Below are 17,628 nucleotides of genomic sequence, written 5' to 3' on the forward strand. Positions count from 1 at the left end.
TCCGTGTGTGAACACGGGATGCCACGATGTCGGAGGTCGGCGCTAACCTCGGCGCATGACCCCCGGCATCGTTCCCCCCTTCCTGCTCGACCGACTTGCCTCCACAGACGACCCGCGTCTCGCCCGTGCCGCCGCGGCCGCACGCAAGACGCTGGCGATGCCGCGACCGCCGCGGCCCACGCGCACCCGTCTGCGCCTGTCGATCGACGGCGACGCGCTCGTCGCCGAGGCCGTGCCGGCGCCCGATCGCATCGTCTCCGACGCGCAGAACAGCGAGAACCTGCCGGGGCGGCGCGTGCGCAGCGAAGACGAGGCGGCATCGGGTGACAGCGCGGTCGACGAGGCCTACGACGGCCTCGGCGAGACCTTCGACTTCTTCTGGGACGCCTTCGCGCGCAACGGCATCGATGCGACGGGCGGCTCACTGCTGGCCACCGTGCACTACGGCGACGATTACGACAACGCGTTCTGGAACGGCGAGCGCATGGTCTTCGGCGACGGCGACGGCGAGGTGTTCGTCGGGTTCACCCGCTCGCTCAGTGTCATCGCGCACGAGCTGGGTCACGGGGTGACCGAGGCCGCCGGGGGCCTCGCGTACCAGGGCCAGTCGGGCGCGCTGAACGAGTCGCTGTCGGACGTGTTCGGTGCTCTCGCCGAGCAGCATCACCTCGGTCAGCGCGCCGATGAGGCGTCATGGTTGATCGGACGGGGCATCTTCGCAGCCGCCGTGCAGGGCGACGCGCTGCGGTCGATGCGTGCCCCCGGAACGGCGTACGACGACGACGTCCTGGGCAAAGACCCGCAGCCCGGGCACATGCGCGACTACATCGACACCGACGACGACAACGGCGGCGTTCACATCAACTCCGGCATTCCCAACCGCGCGTTCTACCTCGCGGCGGCCGCCCTGGGCGGCTTCGCCTGGGAGCGAGCCGGACTCATCTGGTATCGCACGCTCACGGCGGGCACGCTCTCGCCGACCGCCGACTTCGCCGCGTTCGCCGTCGCCACCCTCGCCGCCGCGACCAGCGAGTACGGTGAGGAGTCGGAGGAGGTCGCCGCCGTCCGCGCCGCGTGGGCCGGGGTCGGCGTCGAGGAGGATGCCGGAGCCTGACGACGAGCACCTGGTCATCGTCGTGGTGCGCTCGGGCGGCATCGCCGGCCTGTCGAAGCAGTGGCGGGCCGAACCCGACCCCGCCCGTGCGCCCTACTGGCGTGAGCTCGTCGAGAAGTGCCCGTGGGACGCGACCCCGGCAGCCACCTCCGGGGCGGACCACTACCAGTGGCGCATCGAGGTGCAGCGCGGTGACACCGCCGTGCGCCGCGCGCGCCTGGGCGACGGGCAGATCGAGGGCCCCTGGCGCGCGCTCGTCGACGAGGTGCGCAACGCCGCCAGCCGGTGAGTGGTGCCGCCCCGCGTCGGCCGCCCGCTGAACCGTCACCGGCCGACGCGCCGGTTCGTTCTCGTCCCCGGCGCGCGTTCTGCCGGGTGCCCCGGCGGCTTCCGCCGCGCCTCCCTCCGGCCGGGCGAAACTCCTGAGAAGCGTGTGCTGCTCGCTGCCGAGCGCGCGGGTACGCGAACTCGCGCGCTCGGGTCATCCGATGTTCGCCGACGTGGCGAAGCTCACCCACGCCGAGTACGTCGACCTGCCCACCGGGCACTGGCCTCTCTGGAGCCGTCCCGCCGACCTCGGCGCGATCATCCTCGCGGCCTCGCTGGCTGACTGACGCCGCGGGCGGGCGGAACTCCGGAGAAAACGGGCGCCGCGCCTGGTGCGCAGGCGGCAGACGGCATCCCCACACCGAAACCCAGGAGTTCAGCCCGCCCACGCTCGGACCGTCGCTCAGCCGAACAGCCTCCGCCGCTTCTTCTTCGACGGAATGCTCTTCTGCAGGTAGACCACGCCGAGCCACCGGCCGAACTTGAAGCCGACCCGTCCCATGCGCCCGACCTCGGTGAAGCCGAGCTTCTCGTGCAGGGCGATCGAGGCGTCGGCGCCCTTGTCGCTGATCGCGGCGACCATCTCGCGAATACCGAGTTCCTGACACGCGGCGATCAGCGCCTCCAGCAGCGCGCGACCGAGGCCCTTCCCCGCGGCGGCCTGACCGAGGTAGATCGAGTTCTCGACCGTGTATCGATACGCCGACTTCGACTGCCACGGCTGCACGAGCGCGTACCCGAGCACCTGACCGCTCGGCGACTGGGCGACCAGGAACGGAAGACCCAGCTTGTGCAGGGTGGCGTACTTGTCGCGCCATTTCGCGATCGACCAGGCCTTCTCGTCGAAGGTCACGACCGAGTTGCGCACGTAATAGTTGTAGATCTCGCGGATGTCGGGGATGTCCGCCTCGGTCGCCGGGCGGATCTCGAACGAGAACGGCCTCTCGGGCTCGGGAGCGCGCCGCAGATGCGCGGGCAACCGGCGGCGGCTCTTCTCGTACTCCTCTTCCAGCACGAGCGACACTCTACGCAGGCGCGCGTTTCGGGGGCATGTCCCCGGGCCGCGCGGCGAGGAATTCAGGCCGGGAGGCGCCAGTCCACCGGCGCGGCGCCCTGCTTCTGCAAGAGGGCGTTGACCTGCGAGAACGGCTTCGAGCCGAAGAAGCCCCGGCTCGCCGAGAGCGGAGAGGGGTGCGCCGACGACACGACCGCGGTGTCACCCAGCAGCGGCGTGAGGTTCATGGCATCCCGGCCCCACAGCACCGCCACGAGCGGCGCCCGGCGGGCCACCAGCGTGCGGATGGCGTGCTCGGTCACCCGCTCCCAGCCCCATCCGCGATGGGATGCCGGGGCCCCCGGCGCCACGGTCAGCACCCTGTTCAGCAGCATGACGCCTTGCGCGGCCCACGCCGAGAGGTCACCGTGCGGCGCCGGCGCGATGCCGAGGTCGTCGGAGAGCTCGCGGTAGATGTTCGCCAGGCTCCGCGGGAGCGGACGCACGTGCGGGTCGACCGCGAACGAGAGCCCGATGGGGTGGCCGGGCGTCGGATAGGGATCCTGGCCGACGATGAGCACCCGCACGTCGTCGAGCGGCGTGCGGAAAGCGCGCAGCACCAGTTCTCCGGCGGGCAGATACGGCTTGCCCTCCTGGCGCAGGCGCGCACCCAGCGCCGCGATGTCGGCGGCGACCGGGGCGAGCGGCTCGACCCACGACGCGTCGATCAGTCCGGCATCCGCGAGTTCGGCGAGGGACTTCCCCGTCACGCCGCGTCTTCTTCGACGACCGACCCCTGGAACGACCAGGGGAAGTCGATCCACTGATCCGTGTTCTTCCACGAGTAGTCGGGCGTGATGATGGTCGACGGCTTCGTGTAGATGACCGCCGAGCGCACGTCCGCGCCGTGGCGGCCGAGGAGCTTGACGGCGAGGTCGAGGGTGCGTCCGCTGTCGGCGACATCGTCGACGAGCAGCACGCGACGCCCGCTCAGGTACGACAGATCGAGGGCCGGGGGCAGCACTTCGGGGGCGTCGAGCACGGTGCCGACACCGGTGTAGAACTCCACGTTCAGCGCGCCGCAGTTCTTCGCGCCCAGGCCATACGCGATCGCTCCGCCGGGCAGGAGCCCTCCGCGGGCGATGGCGACGACCACCTCGGGCTGGAAACCGTCGGCGACGATCGCGCGCGAGATGTCGCGCGACGCCCTCCCGAAGTCGTCCCAGGTCAGCCGCTCGCGCTCGTCCGTCACACCGGACTCCTCTCTTCGTGTCCTCTCACCCTAGGGCGTTGACCGGATGCCACCGTGCCCGTCACCGCGAATGCCCCCGACGCCATCGCGAACGTGTTCCCGGATGCCCCGCAGCACGGTGCTAGGGTCGCGCCATGTCGCGCGTCTCCGGCGCGGTCGGACGGGTGCGCACCTCGGCACTCGGGGTGACCGCAGGTCTCATCGGGTGGTTCGTGCTGGTCGAGGTGGCCAGCGGCATCCTGCAGGGGTTCTACGTGCCCCTGCTCCCCGACATCGTCGTTCACCTCGGCATCCGGGATGCCGACGTGAACTGGTTCGAGGCGGCGCAGTTGCTGCTCTCGGCGCTCGTGATGCCCGTGCTGGCGAAGCTGGGCGACCTGTTCGGGCACAAGCGGATCCTGCTGTTCTCTGCGATCGCGACCGCGGCCGCGAGCTGGTGGCTCGTGTTCGCCGACTCGTTCACGTCGTTCCTGCTCGCGTGGGCGCTGCAGGGGTTCTACGTCGTCTGGCTGCCGCTGGAGATCGCCCTCATCTTCGACCGGGGTCGTCGCCAGAAGCGGGGCGTCTCGCAGACGCGGCGCGCCGCGGGCCTGCTGGTGGTCGGGCTGCAGGTCGGGGCCATCGCCGGAGCCCTCGCCGCCGGGCGCCTGTTCACCGCGACGGGCGGCGACCTGCGCCTGGCTCTCGCGGTGCCCGCCGTCGTCGTGACGCTGGTGTGCCTGGTGATCTGGTGGGGAGTGCCCGAATCCGAGCCGTCCCCCGGCGAGCGCCGTCTCGACATCGGCGGCTTCGTGATCCTGGCGGCGGCACTGCTGTGCATCACCGGAGCCCTCTCGTTCGTCCGTCTGCCCGAGGGCCCGGGCCCGGTGGTGATCGTCGGGCTGCTGGTCGCGGGCGTCGTGCTGGGTGTCGTCTTCGTGCTGTTCGAGCTGCGTCAGCCAGACCCGGCTGTCGACATCCGCGTGCTGCGCCGCCCCGAGATGTGGCCCGTGCAGGCGACAGCGTTCCTCGTCGGCATCAGCCTGCTCGGTGCCCAGGGCCCCCTCGCCACGTACGCCGGGACCGACCGCGCCCTCGGATACGGACTCGGGCTCGTACGCCTCGGGACGCTCCAACATCATCGGCGTCTACCTGATCTCGCTCATCGTGGGCGCGGTGCTGTTCGCGGTGACTTCACGCCGCGCCAACCCGCGCGTGACGCTGATCGGCGCCGCCGTGCTCGTGGGTGTCGGCTACGCGCTCCTGCTCCCCCTCCACGTCGAGCTGTGGCAGGTGCTGCTGTGCCTGAGCATCGCCGGTCTCGGCTCGGGTGCGCTGGTGGCGGCGATGCCGGCAGCCGCCGCCGCCGCGGCTCCGCGCGGGCAGACGGGTGTCGCCTCAGCCCTGACGAACACCACCAAGACCATCGGCGGCACCATGTCGTCGGCGATCTTCGGCGTGGTGCTGGCGGCCGGCACGGGTGCGGCGATCGGTACCGCGGCGCCGCTGGCGGGCTACGTCGCCGTGTGGCTCATCTGCAGCGCCGGCGGATTCCTGGCCGCTCTCCTGCTCTGCGTCGTGCCGAGGGTGGCCTTCGCCGACGCCGAGGAGGCCGAAGTCTCCGCAACGGCGGCACGGGGCGACGTGAGCTGACGCGATCGAGGTCAGCGCGTCTTCAGCGGCCCCCGGGCCAACAGATGCTGTGCCGACTGCGCGACCGGGCGCACGGTCACGAGATCGAGGTTGACGTGACCCGGCGCGTCGAGCGCGTACGCGATGACGTCAGCGACGTCATCGGCCTTCAGCGGCGCCTCGACGCCCTCGTACAACTTGTCGGCGGCATCTCGATCGCCGCCCAGACGGTTCAGGGTGAACTCCTCGGTGTGCACCATGCCGGGCGCGATCTCGATGACGCGCAGCGGCTCGCCGTTCAGCTCTTGGCGCAGAGCGCGCACGAGCATCGCTTCGCCGGCTTTGGCGGCGTTGTAACCCGCGCCACCGGGGTAGGCGACCTGCGCCGCCGTCGAGGTGACGAACAACAGATCGGCGTGCCCCTCGCGGTCGGCCGCCGCGCGGAGCACGGGAAGCAGGGATGCCACCAATCTCTGCGACGACAGGATGTTCGCCTCAAACATCCACCGCCAGTCGTCGGGGTCGCCGTCTTCGACCCGATCGCTCCCCCGGGCGCCACCGGCCACGTGCACGAGGGCGTCGACGCCACCGGTCCGCTCGAGCCATCCGGCGAGGGCGGCGACGTCGTCGGCGTCGGTGAGATCGGCCGCGTGGGCGATCACGCCGGTCTCGGCTTCGAGGGCCGCCAAGCGGGAGGCGCGGCGGGCGACGCCCACCACGTCCCACCCGCGGGCGCGCAAAAGCCGCGCGGTCGCCTCTCCGATACCCGAACTTGCCCCGGTCACCACTGCGCGTCGCGTCATGGCATCCACGCTACCCGCCCCCTCGGACACGGCCGGCATCCGCGGTATTACGGCCCGTGTCCGCGCCGGTTGTCGGTGTCGGCGGGTGTCTCTACGCTCGCAGCAGGCCACGGCGACCGCCCCGGCCACCCGACCTGAGGAGCAGCCATGTCGGCATCCGAGAACTGGCGTTTCGAGACCAAGCAGATCCACACGGGCGCTCAGCCCGACCCGGTCACCAAAGCGCGCGCCACGCCGATCTACCAGACCACCTCGTACGTGTTCGACAACGCCACGCACGCCGCGAACCTGTTCGCGCTCGCGGAGTTCGGCAACATCTACACGCGCATCCAGAACCCCACGCAAGACGTCGTCGAGCAGCGCGTCGCGGGCCTCGAGGGCGGCACCGGCGCTCTCCTCGTCGCCAGCGGTCAGGCGGCCGAGACCTTCGCCGTGCTCAACATCGCGCAGGCCGGCGACCACATCGTGTCGTCGAGTTCGATCTACGGCGGCACGTACAACCTGTTCAAGTACACCCTCGCCAAGCTCGGCATCGAGACGACGTTCGTCGAGAACCAGGACGACCCCGAGGAGTGGCGCGCCGCGGTCCGCCCGAACACGAAGCTGTTCTTCGCCGAGACGATCGGCAACCCCAAGATCAACGTGCTCGACATCCGCCGCGTCGCCGACGTGGCGCACGACGCCGGCGTCCCGCTCATCGTCGACAACACGATCGCGACGCCGTATCTCATCCGTCCCTTCGAGCACGGGGCCGACATCGTCGTGCACTCGGCGACGAAGTTCCTCGGCGGCCACGGAACGGTCATCGGCGGTGTCATCGTCGACGGCGGCACCTTCGCCTGGTCCGAGCACTCCGACCGGTTCCCGGGCCTGACCACGCCCGACCCCTCGTACCACGGCGCGGTCTACACGCAGGCGGTCGGCGACGGCCTCGCCTACATCATCAAGGCCCGCGTGCAGCTGCTGCGCGACCTCGGTGCCTCGATCGCCCCGCAGAGCGCGTGGCAGCTGATCCAGGGCATCGAGACCCTGTCGCTGCGCATCGAGCGCCACGTGCAGAACGCGCAGGAGATCGCCGAGTGGCTGGAGAACCACGACGACGTCGCAACCGTCAACTACTCGGGTCTGCCCACCTCGCCCTGGTACGCGGCCGCGAACAACTACGCACCCAAGGGCGTCGGCGCGGTCCTGTCGTTCGAGCTCAAGGGCGGCGTCGAGGCGGGCCGCGAGTTCGTGAACTCCCTGTCGCTGTTCAGCCACCTCGCCAACATCGGCGACGTGCGCTCGCTCGTCATCCACCCGGCATCGACCACGCACTCGCAGCTCACGCCCGAGCAGCAGTTGACCGCGGGGGTGACCCCGGGTCTCGTGCGCCTGTCGGTGGGTCTCGAGAACATCGACGATCTCAAAGCCGATCTCGACCAGGCCCTCGCCGCCGCGCGGCGCGTGTCCGAGGCCGCTCGCGCCTGATCGCGCTCGTGAGACGCCCCGACCCGGATGGGTCGGGGCGTTTCACGTGGGCGGCGGCGGCCGCGTGCGGGGTGTGGTGCGCGCAGGGCGAGGGATGCCGGGAGGATCCACGCCGCGGAATCGTCCTCCCTCCGTCCCTCGCCCTCCGCCCGTCATATCCGCCCCTCACGTCCCGCGCGGCGCCCCGAGGGGATGCGAGCACTTCTCACGAGCCGTTCCCGCGCCCCGATCGACGTAACATCTCCGATCGGCGGCGAGCTACCGGGAAGAATGGATGCCATGGACTGGCAGACCTCCGAAGACACGGTGCCCTCGGCCCCGGTGACGGAGGCCGACGCCCGTTCGCTGCTCGGTCGACCGCCCGCCACCGGCGCGTGGCGCGACGGCGACCCGATCGGTGACCGTCGCTTCGCGTCGTTCGGGCTGTTCGCCACCGAGAACGGCGAGTCCCTCCCGCAGGTGCGTCTCGCGTACGAGACGTGGGGCGAGCTCTCCCCCGCCCGAGACAACGCGGTGCTCGTGCTGCACGCGCTCACCGGAGACAGCCACGTGCGCGGAGCAGCCGGCGCCGGGCATCCCACCGCCGGATGGTGGAGCGACCTCGTCGGCCCGGGAGCGGCGATCGACACCGACCGCTGGTTCGTGGTGGCCCCGAACATGCTGGGCGGATGCCAGGGCTCGACCGGGCCCGCGAGCATCGCGCCCGACGGCTACGAGTGGGCCTCGCGCTTTCCCTACCTGACCATCCGCGACCAGGTCGCAGCCCAGGCACTGCTCGCCGACGCGCTCGGCATCGAGCGGTGGTTCGCGGTCGTCGGCGGTTCGATGGGCGGCATGCACGCGCTCGAATGGGCGGTCGGTCACCCCGACCGCGTCGCGCGTTCGGCGATCCTGTCGGCCCCGCCGGTGACCACGGCCGACCAGATCGCGTTGAACTCCGTGCAGCTCGACACCGTTCGCATGGATCCGCGCTTCGCCGGCGGCGGGTACTACGACGCCGGCGACGGCGACGGCCCGCATCGCGGACTCGCCCTGGCTCGTCGCATGGCGCTGCTGAACTACCGCAGCCCGACCGAGCTGAACCAGCGCTTCCAGCGATCGTGGCAGTCGGGGGTCAGCCCCCTGGGACGCGGCGGGCGTTTCGCCGTGGAATCGTACCTCGACTTCCACGGCAACAAGTTCACCCGGCGCTTCGACGCCAACAGCTACCTCAACCCTCGTCGAAGCGATGAACTCGCACGACGTCGGACGCGATCGTGACGGCGTCGAAGACGCCCTGCGCCGGGTCACCGCCACCACGCTCGTGCTCGGCATCGACAGCGATCGTCTCTTCCCGATCGACGGGCAGCATCGCATCGCCCGCAGCATCCCGCACACGCTCGACGGCGATGAGTCAGTGGTGCTGACGAGCGACTTCGGTCACGACGGCTTCCTCATCGAAACCGCCGCGGTCGCGCATCACTTGCGTCGACTGTTCGCGACCTGACGATTCCGGATGCCGGGGAGCCCGGCATCCGTCGCATCGCCGTCCGCACGCGGTCGGTCGAGGCTCCGCCGCACACCGCCCTCGCGGGCAGGCGGGCTGTCGGGGGCTCGCGATGACGGAGTCGACCGGGCGACTCAGTTCTGCGTGGGGATCGAGCCCGTGATGGCGGTCAGCGCGGCTTCGGAGGCGGGCAGACGGTGCGCGGGGTGACGCCCCTTGCGGTCCTCCACGCGGTACGACACGAACGCCACGATCAGCCCACCGAGGGCCAGGATGCCACCGACCCACGCCGGCGCCTGCAACCCGAGACCCGCGGCGATCGCGAGGCCGCCGAGGAACGCGCCCAGACTGTTGCCGATGTTCAGCGACGAGTGGTTGAGGGCCGCACCGATGGACTGGTAGTCGTCGGCGACATCCATCAGACGGGTCTGTATGGCGGGGCTGAGAGCCGCACCGCAGAAGGCGACGCAGAACGCGAACAGGGTGAGACTGACGATCCACCCGGTGGTCAGGGCGAGGCCGACCGACGCGGCGCTCAGCGCGAGCAGACCGGCGAGGAGCCAGAAGCGCAGGTCTTTGTCGGCGAGCGCCCCGCCGACGATGTTGCCGATCGTCATCCCCACACCGACGAGGACCAGCACGAGCGAGACGACCCATTCGGGCTGGCCCGCGACGTCGGTGATCATGGGGGCGATGTAGCTGTACATCGCGAAGAATCCCCCGAACCCGACCGCGCCGATACCCAGGGCGAACCAGACCTGTCCGATGCGGAAGACGCGCAGTTCGTCGCGCAGACGTCGGCCGGGGGTGCCCGGGTGCGTCGGCACGAAGAAGGCGATGCAGACGGTGGCCAGCAGGAAGATGCCGGTCACCACGGCGAATGCCGCGCGCCACCCGACCTGCTGTCCGAGCAGGGTGCCGATCGGCACCCCCACCACGTTGGCGATCGTCAGACCCGTGAGCACGAAAGCCACGCCCTTTGCGCGCTTGCCGGGACCCAGTACATCGGCGGCCACGAGCGCGCCGATGCCGAAGTAGGCGCCGTGCGGGAGCCCGGCGAGGAACCGGGATGCCGCGACGAGCTCGAACGTGGGAGCGATGACGGTCAGCAGGGTGAAGAACGTCAGCGCCGCGGCGAGGACGATCATCACGCGGTGGCGGGGAAAGCGGGCGACGGATCCCGCGATGGTCGGCGCGCCGACGACGACGCCGAGCGCGTAGAGCGAGATGAGCCACCCCGCCTGAGCGATGGCATCGTCGGGCGAAGCCGCCCACGTGTTCGGGACGAGCTCGCGCGCGATGTTGGGCAGCAGCCCCATCACGACGAACTCGGTCATGCCGATGCCGAAACTGCCGATGGCGAGAGAGAGGAGCGCCCGCATCGCCGCGCCTCTCGACGGGGTCGAGGAGGTCACCCGTCGATCGTAGTGGGCACCGGGCGCCGTGGTCGAATCGTTTCGAGAGTCGGCGTGGCGAGCCCTCGTCGCGGACCTTCTCGCCATCTCGCCGATGGTCAGAGGCCCACAGCACTGGCCCTCCCCAGGCCGCTCGGCGGGTGAACTTTCCCCCGCGCGGCCTCCGAACGCGCGACGACCTCGCCGATGCTGGCAATCTGGTCATCCTCGCCGCACGACGAAGGGACGCCGAACATGACGGAACCGCAGGTCTGGGTCCTCATCGGAACCTTCGCTGCAGCCATCCTCGGCGGCATGACCTTCAGCACGAACCTCATCATGGGATCGCTCTCGAAGGTGATCGTCGCGAACACCGATCGACTCGAAGCTCGCATCGATACGTTGCGCTCGGAGACGGTGGCCGAGACCCGCATCACGCGCACCGAACTCAACGCCAAGATCGACAGCGTCGAGGCCGCACTGAACGCGAAGATCGACGGCGTCGAAGCAGGACTCAACGCCAAGATCGACAGCGTCGAAGCAGGACTCAACGCCAAGATCGACAGCGTCGAAGCAGGACTCAACGCCAAGATCGACAGCGTCGAAGCAGGACTCAACGCCAAGATCGACAGCGTCGAGGCAGGACTCAACGCCAAGATCGACAGCGTCGAAGGTCGGCTGCGTGGCGACCTCGCGCGCATCGATGCCGATGTCGCGGCCATCACCAAGCGCGTCTGGACCGACCCGCCCGCCTGAGATCCTCGCCGGCGATTGCCTCGGTGCCGCGACGTCGGTGTCCGGCCGGCGAATCAGTCGGCGCGACGCTCCAGCGCCTCCTCCAGCCGCTCGACCTTGCCGTCGATCTCCCCCGTCCGCCCCGGGCGGATGTCGGCCTTCACCACGAGCGAGACGCGCGATCCGTATGGCAGCACGGCATCCGTCGCCGCTTTGACGACGGCGAACACCTCGTCCCACTCCCCCTCGATCTCGGTGAACATCGAGGTGGTGCGGTGCGGCAGGCCCGAGGCCCGCACCACGGCGACCGCCGCGGCGACGGCATCGTGCACGGAGCCGTCGGGGTTCTCCGCAGCAGCGGGACCGACGCCCGACGGGGCGACCGAGAAGGCGATGAGCATGGTCAGAGACTACGCCCGGTTCCCTCGTCCGCGCGGTCTCGCGACGAGTGGCTCGGCGCCCCACGCCCCGGCGACACGTGACTCAGCGACACGCGGCTCAGCGACGCGTGACTCAGCGACGCGCGGCCGCGCGCGGAAACGGCGCGCGGCGTCCCGTGACGATCTCGTGCAGTCCCGCCGGCGGGCGCACCCGCCCCACCGGAACCCGCACGACCCGCACGACGGCCCACACCAGCAGCACCACGGCGAGCAGGTTGCGCGCCTCGAGCACGAACACGGGGAACGGATTGGGGTGCGTGGCCATGAGGCCGTCATACAGCAGCGGGTACATCCACTGGGTCAGGGCGGCGATCACCAGCGTCATCCCCGCGAAGGCGTACCAGCGACGACGGTCGACCATGAGACCGAGCACGACCGGGGCGAACAACCACACGTAGTACTGCGGCGAGCCGACCTTGTTCAGCGCGATGAAGGCTGTCACGAGGGCGAGAGAGAGCGGGGGGAACAGGCTGAGGAACGTCGCACCGGCGCGCAGCTTGCGCACACCGACCACGGCGACGCCCACCATGACGAGCAGCATGATCGGCGTCATCGCCGCGATGAGTGGCTCGGCTCCGGGGCCTGTCACCTGGAAGGTGAGCACACCGGCGTCGTAGTACACCTGGGATCCGGGCACGTAGAAGGCGGCGAGGAACATGTAGAGGCCTCCGACGGGGGCCTCCATCTGGATCCCGCGGGAGGTCTGATCGCCGACGAACCCGAAGACGTACGGGGCTCCGCCCAGCGCCACGACGGGGATGATCGTCGCGAGCGAGACAGCCACCGCCCCCCACACCAGGGCCAGACGACGACGCACGACGACCGCCCCGGCGGCGAGGATGGCCGCGGGCCAGACCTTCATCCACACCGCGACCGAGAGCAGCACGGATGCCACGAAGGGACGCCGCAGCATCCAGATGCTGCCGAGGATCGCGAACGGAACCGTGATGCCGTCGATGCGGTAGAGGCCCACCGGTCCGATCAGCAGGATCGCGGCCAGCCAGAACCACGCGGCGAGCACGCGTCCACGAGAGCGCCCCGTGCCCACGAGGATCACGAACGCGACCAGGTTGAACAGCGACACCGTGATGGCCCACGCGGGGGTGTACCCGACCGCCCAGGCGAACAGCCACGCGAAGGTCATCGGCAGGAACGCGAGCTGCGGGTAGATCCACTTCTCGGTGATGCCCGGCCACTCCCACGTGGCCGAGCGCGTGCACGACGTGACGTCGACGCCGCCGAACAGCGCGCACCGCGACCAGGGCTCGTACACCAGGTACACATCGCCCATCGGCTCGTTGGGCTGCTGATAGCCCAAGATGCCGACGACGACGTGCACCGCGACGAACGCGATCAACAGGGGAACGACACGCCTCAGCACCGCCTCATCCTAAACGGGCACTCCGCATCGCCAGGTACGGCCGGAAGGGTCGCGCCCGCGCCCGCGGGCAAACGGCGGGCCAACCGTTACCCGATCGAGTCCGACAGCACCCCGGCCACGACACCCGGCAGCGCCTCGGCGACGTCGAGGGCGGTGATCGGTCCGCCCTCTCCCCCGTGGACACCGGATGCCGCCCTCCCGGCCGCTCCGTGCAGCCACGCGGCCGTGGCGGCACAGGCCGCGAGGTCGTCGAGTCCGACGCGGTCGGCCGCGACCGCCCCGGCGACGACGGCGCCCAGCACGCCACCGAGCACGTCGCCCGTTCCCGCGGTGGCGAGCCAGGGCGTGCCCGCCGAGACCCGGCGTGCCCAGCCACCCGCTGCGGCCACGATCGTCACCGCACCCTTCGACAGCACGACGCCGCCGAACGCCTCGGCGGTCTCGCGCGCCGCCACCTCACGGGCGTCGTCGTCGGTGGCATCCGTCGGCGTCAGCCCGAGCTCCGCGCGCAGCCGGTCGAGCTCCCGCGCGTGCGGCGTCACGATCACCGGCGCGGCAGCCCGGGCCACGAGATCGAGCGCTCCGGCGTCGACGACGACCGGCAGCTCGCCGCCCAGGATCTCCCGGAGCGCGGCCGTCTCGGCGGCGTCGCGCTCCGCGGCATCCGTGCCCGACCCGATCACCCAGGCCTGCACCCGCCCGTCGGCCGTCACCGTCTCGGGTCGCCGCTGCATCACCAGCGTCTGGGCGTGCTCGGGTCCGAGGTAGCGGACCATGCCCGTGCCGGTGCGCCACGCGGCCTCGACACCCAGCATCGCCGCACCCGGATAGCGCGCGGAGCCCGTGCGCATCCCCACGACCCCGCGGGAATACTTGTCGTCGCGCGCCGTTGGCCTTCGCAGCGCGCCACCGGCATCGTGTCCGGTCCAGTCCTTCGCCGTCATGGCGTCACCCTAGAACGCAAAGGTCCCCATGAGTGCCCTCTTCACACCCCTGTCCGTCCGCGGTATCGAGATGCGCAACCGGCTGTGGGTGTCGCCGATGTGCCAGTACAGCGCCGTCGACGGGATGCCGAACGAGTGGCATCACGTGCACCTCGCCCAGTTCGCGGCGGGAGGGGCGGGCCTGGTGATCGCCGAGGCGAGCGCCGTCTCGCCCGAGGGCCGCATCTCGCCCGACGACGCCGGACTGTGGACCGACGCGCACGCCGCGGCATGGGCGCCGATCGTCGCGGCGATCCGCGCGCGCGGCGCCGTGGCGGGTGTGCAGCTCGGCCACGCCGGCCGTAAGGCCTCGACCACCTCGCCGCTGACGGGCGGCCGCGGATCGGTCGCCGCCGACGCGGGCGGGTGGACGACCGTCGCGCCCTCGGCGCTCGCGTACGACCGCTTCGCCGTTCCGGTCGCCCTCGATGCCGCGGGCATCGAGAAAGTCGTCGCCGATTTCGCGGATGCCGCCCGCCGCGCCGTCGCAGCCGAATTCCAGGTCGTCGAGATCCATGCCGCGCACGGTTATCTGCTGCACCAGTTCCTCTCCCCGTTGACGAACCACCGCGACGACGCCTACGGCGGCTCGTTCGAGAACCGCGTGCGCCTTCTCGTGCGCGTGACCGAGGCTGTCCGCGCGGCGGCACCGGATGCCGCGGTCTTCGTGCGGTTCTCGGCGACCGACGCCGCCGAGGGCGGCTGGGACGTCACCGACACGGTGGCGGCATCACGCCTCGTCGCCGCGGCCGGGGCAGACCTCATCGACGTCTCCAGTGGTGGGCTCGTGCCGGAGCAGTACATCGTGCCCGGCCCCGGCTACCAGGTGGATTACGCCGCGACGGTGCGCCGCGAGACGGGCCTGCTCGTGGCCGCCGTGGGCATGATCGACGATCCGACCTTCGGTGAGCAGATCCTCGCCGACGGCCGCGCCGACGCGATCCTGTCGGCGCGCGAATGGCTGCGCGACCCGCACTACGCGCTGCGCGCGGCCGCCGCGCTCGGCGACGAGGTACCCGCCCCCGCGCAGTACGCCCGGGCCTACTGAGGCGTGTCCCGCGCGCTCCTCACCCCTGCGCGAGAGCCTCGGATGCCACGAGGCCGAGGGCCCGTAGCATCCGAGGCTCTGCGGATCAGGCGAACCGACGACGCGCGGTGGCGTCCTGCACCTCGCCGACGAGTTCCTCGATGACGTCTTCGAGGAACAGCACCGCTTTGACGTCGCCGGCCTCGTCGCGCACCTGCGCGAGGTGGCGGCCCGAGCGGCGCATGACGGCGAGAGCGTCTTCGAGATCGGTCGTCTCGAGCACCGACACCATGTGGTGGATGCGCTTGCCGGGAATGGGGCGCGCCATGACGGCGTCGGACCCTTCGGCGGCACGCAGCACGTCTTTCAGATGCACATAGCCCGTGGGCGTTCCGTTCTCGTCGACGATCACGTACCGCGAGTACCCGTGCTGCGCCACGGCACGCTCGATCTCTGTCGGCGTGGTGGTCTCGGGAAGCGTGACCAGCTCGCCCAGGGGCACGGCGATGTCGGCGGCCTTCTTCTCGGTGAACTCGACCACCGCGGTCACCGTGCCCGCGGCGTCGTCGAGCACTCCCTCGCGGCGCGACTGGGTGACGATCGTCGCGACCTCGTCGAGCGTGTAGGTCGAGGCGGCCTCGTCTTTCGGCTCGACGCGGAACAGGCGCAGCACGTGGTTGGCGGTCCAGTTCAGCGCGACGATGATCGGGTAGAACGCCTTGGACACCGCTACCAGAGGCGGCGCGAGCAGGAGCACCGCGCGGTCGGGAAGCGAGAAGGCCAGGTTCTTCGGCACCATCTCGCCGAAGACGACGTGCAGGTACGACACGACCAGGAGCGCGACCACGAAGGCCGCGACGTCGACGGCGGCCTCGGGCAGCCCGGTCAGGCCGAGAGGACCCGCGAGCAGGTGGTGGATCGCCGGCTCCGAGACGTTCAGGATCAGCAACGAGCAGATCGTGATGCCGAGCTGACAGGTCGCGAGCATGAGCGTGGCGTGCTCCATGGCGTACAGCGCCGTCTTCGCGGCGCGCGAGCCCCGGTCGGCGTGCGGTTCGATCTGCGAGCGTCGGGCGGAGATGACGGCGAACTCGGCGCCGACGAAGAAGGCGTTCGCGATCAGCAGCACGACCAGCCACGCGATTCCGGCCCAGTCGTTCATCGCTGGTCACCGCCCTTCGCCGCGCGGACGAGGTCGTCGACGTCGGTCTCGACCGGCGTGGGCGTGAACTGCACGCGGTCGACGCGGCGGCCGTCCATCCGGTGCACGGTGAGCACGCCGTCGTCGAGGGCGACCGTGTCGCCGACGACCGGGATGCGCTCGAGCGAGGCCATGATGAAACCTCCGACCGTGTCGTAGACCTCACCCTCGGGCACCCGCACACCGGCGCGGTCGAGCACCTCGTCGGGCCGCAGGTCGCCCGGGAACGTCACCGATGCCGCCGAGCGCACGACGCCCGCCCGGGAACGGTCGTGCTCGTCGAGCACCTCGCCGACGATCTCTTCGACGAGGTCTTCGAGGGTGACCACGCCCGCGGTCCCGCCGTACTCGTCGACCACGATCGCCATCTGGTAGCCGCGCGAGCGCAGCTCCGACACCAGCGCGTCGAGGTGCACGGTCTCGGGAACGCGCAGCGGCTCGGTCGCCAGGGCTGCGACCGGCACCTCGCCCCGCTTCTCGCGCGGCACGCCGATGGCGGCCTTGAGGTGCACGACGCCGATGATGTCGTCCATCGACTCCCCGTATACGGGGAACCGGCTGTGCCCCGTGCGTCGCGCCAGCTGCACGACGTCGTCGGTGGGGTCACCCGCGGCGAGCGCGTGCACGCTCGGTCGCGGGGTCATGACGTCGGCGGCGCTGAGGCGGGCGAAGGTGAGGCTGCGATCCAGCAGCGACGCGGTGTCTTTCTCGAGCATTCCGGCGCTCGCGGAGCGCTTGACCAGGCTCGACAGCTCTTCGGCCGACCGTGCGCCCGACAGCTCTTCCTTGGGTTCGACGCCCATGGCGCGCAGCACCCCGTTGGCGCTGCCGTTGAGAACGGTGATCGCGGGCTTGAACACCGCGGTGAAGGCCACCTGGAACGGGATGACGAGCTTGGCCGTCTGCCGGGGGATGGCGAGGGCGAAGTTCTTCGGCACGAGCTCACCGAGGATCATCGACAGCACGGTGGCGACGCCCACGCCGATGATGGCGGCCAACGTCACCACGAGCGCCTCGGGCAGTCCCCACGCCTGGAAGGCCGGACGCAGCAGGTTCGAGATCGCCGGTTCCATCGTGTATCCGGTGAGCAGCGTCGTCAGGGTGATGCCCAGCTGCGCGCTGGACAGGTGCGTCGAGGTGATGCGCAACGCGTCGATCGTGAGCGACAGACGCGTCTCACCGGCCTCGCGGCGAGCCTCGAGGTCGGCGCGGTCGAGATTGACGAGGGCGAACTCGCTCGCGACGAAGAGTCCGGTTCCCACGGTGAGGATGAGCCCCACGCCGAGCATGACGTATTCCATCAGGCATCACCTCCGATCGACCGGTGCGCGGTGTCGGAAGGGCGGCGTCGGGGCTCGGGTCTACAACTGGGAGGGTCGTCCATCGTGCGGTCGATTCTAAGGCAGCGGC

The 17,628-nt window shown here is 70.6% G+C and carries 16 protein-coding genes and 2 pseudogenes; 8 read left to right on the forward strand and 10 right to left on the reverse strand.

Features of this window, described 5'->3' with window-relative positions:
• Nucleotides 1-55 precede the first annotated feature (55 nt).
• From QE412_RS07310 to QE412_RS07320, 3 genes are all read left to right on the forward strand, one after another.
• Nucleotides 56-1,114 (forward strand): M4 family metallopeptidase, encoded by a 1,059-nt coding sequence (locus tag QE412_RS07310; RefSeq protein WP_307481663.1) that lies wholly within the window; start codon nt 56-58, stop codon nt 1,112-1,114.
• Nucleotides 1,101-1,403, forward strand: a complete 303-nt coding sequence (locus tag QE412_RS07315) for a protealysin inhibitor emfourin (protein WP_307481666.1) — start codon at nt 1,101-1,103, stop codon at nt 1,401-1,403. The genes QE412_RS07310 and QE412_RS07315 overlap by 14 nt, the downstream gene beginning before the upstream one ends.
• A gap of 199 nt (nt 1,404-1,602) precedes the next feature.
• A complete protein-coding gene (locus QE412_RS07320) occupies nt 1,603-1,728 on the forward strand; it encodes a hypothetical protein (protein ID WP_307481669.1) in 126 nt (41 codons plus the stop codon).
• A 116-nt stretch (nt 1,729-1,844) separates the two neighbouring features.
• Here QE412_RS07320 and QE412_RS07325 read toward each other — a convergent pair whose 3' ends face one another.
• The 3 genes from QE412_RS07325 to QE412_RS07335 form a co-directional block, all read right to left on the reverse strand.
• Nucleotides 1,845-2,456, reverse strand: coding sequence for a GNAT family N-acetyltransferase (locus tag QE412_RS07325; RefSeq protein ID WP_307481672.1), 612 nt, complete (start codon nt 2,454-2,456; stop codon nt 1,845-1,847).
• 62 nt (nt 2,457-2,518) lie between these two features.
• On the reverse strand, nt 2,519-3,205 hold the full coding sequence (locus QE412_RS07330) for a uracil-DNA glycosylase (protein WP_307481675.1): 687 nt from the start codon (nt 3,203-3,205) through the stop codon (nt 2,519-2,521).
• Nucleotides 3,202-3,687 (reverse strand): phosphoribosyltransferase, encoded by a 486-nt coding sequence (locus QE412_RS07335; protein ID WP_307481678.1) that lies wholly within the window; start codon nt 3,685-3,687, stop codon nt 3,202-3,204. Before QE412_RS07335 ends, QE412_RS07330 begins: the two co-directional genes overlap by 4 nt.
• 134 nt (nt 3,688-3,821) lie before the next feature.
• Here QE412_RS07335 and QE412_RS17690 point away from each other — a divergent pair.
• Nucleotides 3,822-5,319: pseudogene (locus QE412_RS17690) on the forward strand (MFS transporter).
• Between the two features lie 11 nt (nt 5,320-5,330).
• On the opposite strand, the gene QE412_RS07350 reads toward QE412_RS17690, so the two are convergent.
• Entirely contained in the window at nt 5,331-6,101 is a 771-nt protein-coding gene (locus tag QE412_RS07350) for an SDR family oxidoreductase (RefSeq protein ID WP_307481685.1), read from the reverse strand.
• Nucleotides 6,102-6,248: 147 nt separating this feature from the next.
• On the opposite strand from QE412_RS07350, the gene QE412_RS07355 reads away from it, so the two are divergent.
• Nucleotides 6,249-7,571 (forward strand): bifunctional o-acetylhomoserine/o-acetylserine sulfhydrylase, encoded by a 1,323-nt coding sequence (locus tag QE412_RS07355; RefSeq protein ID WP_307481689.1) that lies wholly within the window; start codon nt 6,249-6,251, stop codon nt 7,569-7,571.
• 279 nt (nt 7,572-7,850) lie between these two features.
• Nucleotides 7,851-9,057, forward strand: a pseudogene (gene metX / locus QE412_RS07360) (homoserine O-acetyltransferase MetX).
• Between the two features lie 134 nt (nt 9,058-9,191).
• Here metX and QE412_RS07365 read toward each other — a convergent pair.
• Complete coding sequence (locus tag QE412_RS07365) at nt 9,192-10,439, reverse strand: MFS transporter (RefSeq protein ID WP_373426571.1); 1,248 nt, start codon at nt 10,437-10,439, stop codon at nt 9,192-9,194.
• A 267-nt stretch (nt 10,440-10,706) separates the two neighbouring features.
• On the opposite strand from QE412_RS07365, the gene QE412_RS07370 reads away from it, so the two are divergent.
• The gene (locus QE412_RS07370) at nt 10,707-11,207 is read left to right on the forward strand and encodes a hypothetical protein (protein WP_307481695.1); all 501 of its coding nucleotides are present in this window, start codon (nt 10,707-10,709) and stop codon (nt 11,205-11,207) included.
• Nucleotides 11,208-11,260: 53 nt separating this feature from the next.
• Here QE412_RS07370 and QE412_RS07375 read toward each other — a convergent pair whose 3' ends face one another.
• From QE412_RS07375 to QE412_RS07385, 3 genes are all read right to left on the reverse strand, one after another.
• On the reverse strand, nt 11,261-11,587 hold the full coding sequence (locus tag QE412_RS07375) for a thiamine-binding protein (RefSeq protein ID WP_307481698.1): 327 nt from the start codon (nt 11,585-11,587) through the stop codon (nt 11,261-11,263).
• Nucleotides 11,588-11,699: 112 nt separating this feature from the next.
• Nucleotides 11,700-13,007 carry a glycosyltransferase family 87 protein gene (locus QE412_RS07380; RefSeq protein WP_307481702.1) on the reverse strand — a complete coding sequence of 436 codons (1,308 nt, stop codon included), beginning with the start codon at nt 13,005-13,007 and terminating at the stop codon, nt 11,700-11,702.
• Between the two features lie 86 nt (nt 13,008-13,093).
• Nucleotides 13,094-13,951 (reverse strand): ADP-dependent NAD(P)H-hydrate dehydratase, encoded by an 858-nt coding sequence (locus QE412_RS07385; protein ID WP_307481704.1) that lies wholly within the window; start codon nt 13,949-13,951, stop codon nt 13,094-13,096.
• A gap of 28 nt (nt 13,952-13,979) precedes the next feature.
• On the opposite strand from QE412_RS07385, the gene QE412_RS07390 reads away from it, so the two are divergent.
• Nucleotides 13,980-15,038 carry an NADH:flavin oxidoreductase/NADH oxidase gene (locus tag QE412_RS07390; protein WP_307481707.1) on the forward strand — a complete coding sequence of 353 codons (1,059 nt, stop codon included), beginning with the start codon at nt 13,980-13,982 and terminating at the stop codon, nt 15,036-15,038.
• 85 nt (nt 15,039-15,123) lie between these two features.
• Here QE412_RS07390 and QE412_RS07395 read toward each other — a convergent pair whose 3' ends face one another.
• Both QE412_RS07395 and QE412_RS07400 read right to left on the reverse strand, forming a co-directional pair.
• Nucleotides 15,124-16,179: a hemolysin family protein gene (locus QE412_RS07395; protein WP_307481710.1), complete on the reverse strand. Its 1,056-nt coding sequence runs from the start codon at nt 16,177-16,179 to the stop codon at nt 15,124-15,126.
• Nucleotides 16,176-17,519, reverse strand: coding sequence for a hemolysin family protein (locus QE412_RS07400; protein WP_307481712.1), 1,344 nt, complete (start codon nt 17,517-17,519; stop codon nt 16,176-16,178). Before QE412_RS07400 ends, QE412_RS07395 begins: the two co-directional genes overlap by 4 nt.
• Nucleotides 17,520-17,628 lie beyond the last annotated feature (109 nt).

This window comes from Microbacterium trichothecenolyticum, from assembly GCF_030818955.1.
Taxonomy (GTDB): Bacteria; Actinomycetota; Actinomycetes; order Actinomycetales; family Microbacteriaceae; genus Microbacterium; species Microbacterium trichothecenolyticum_B.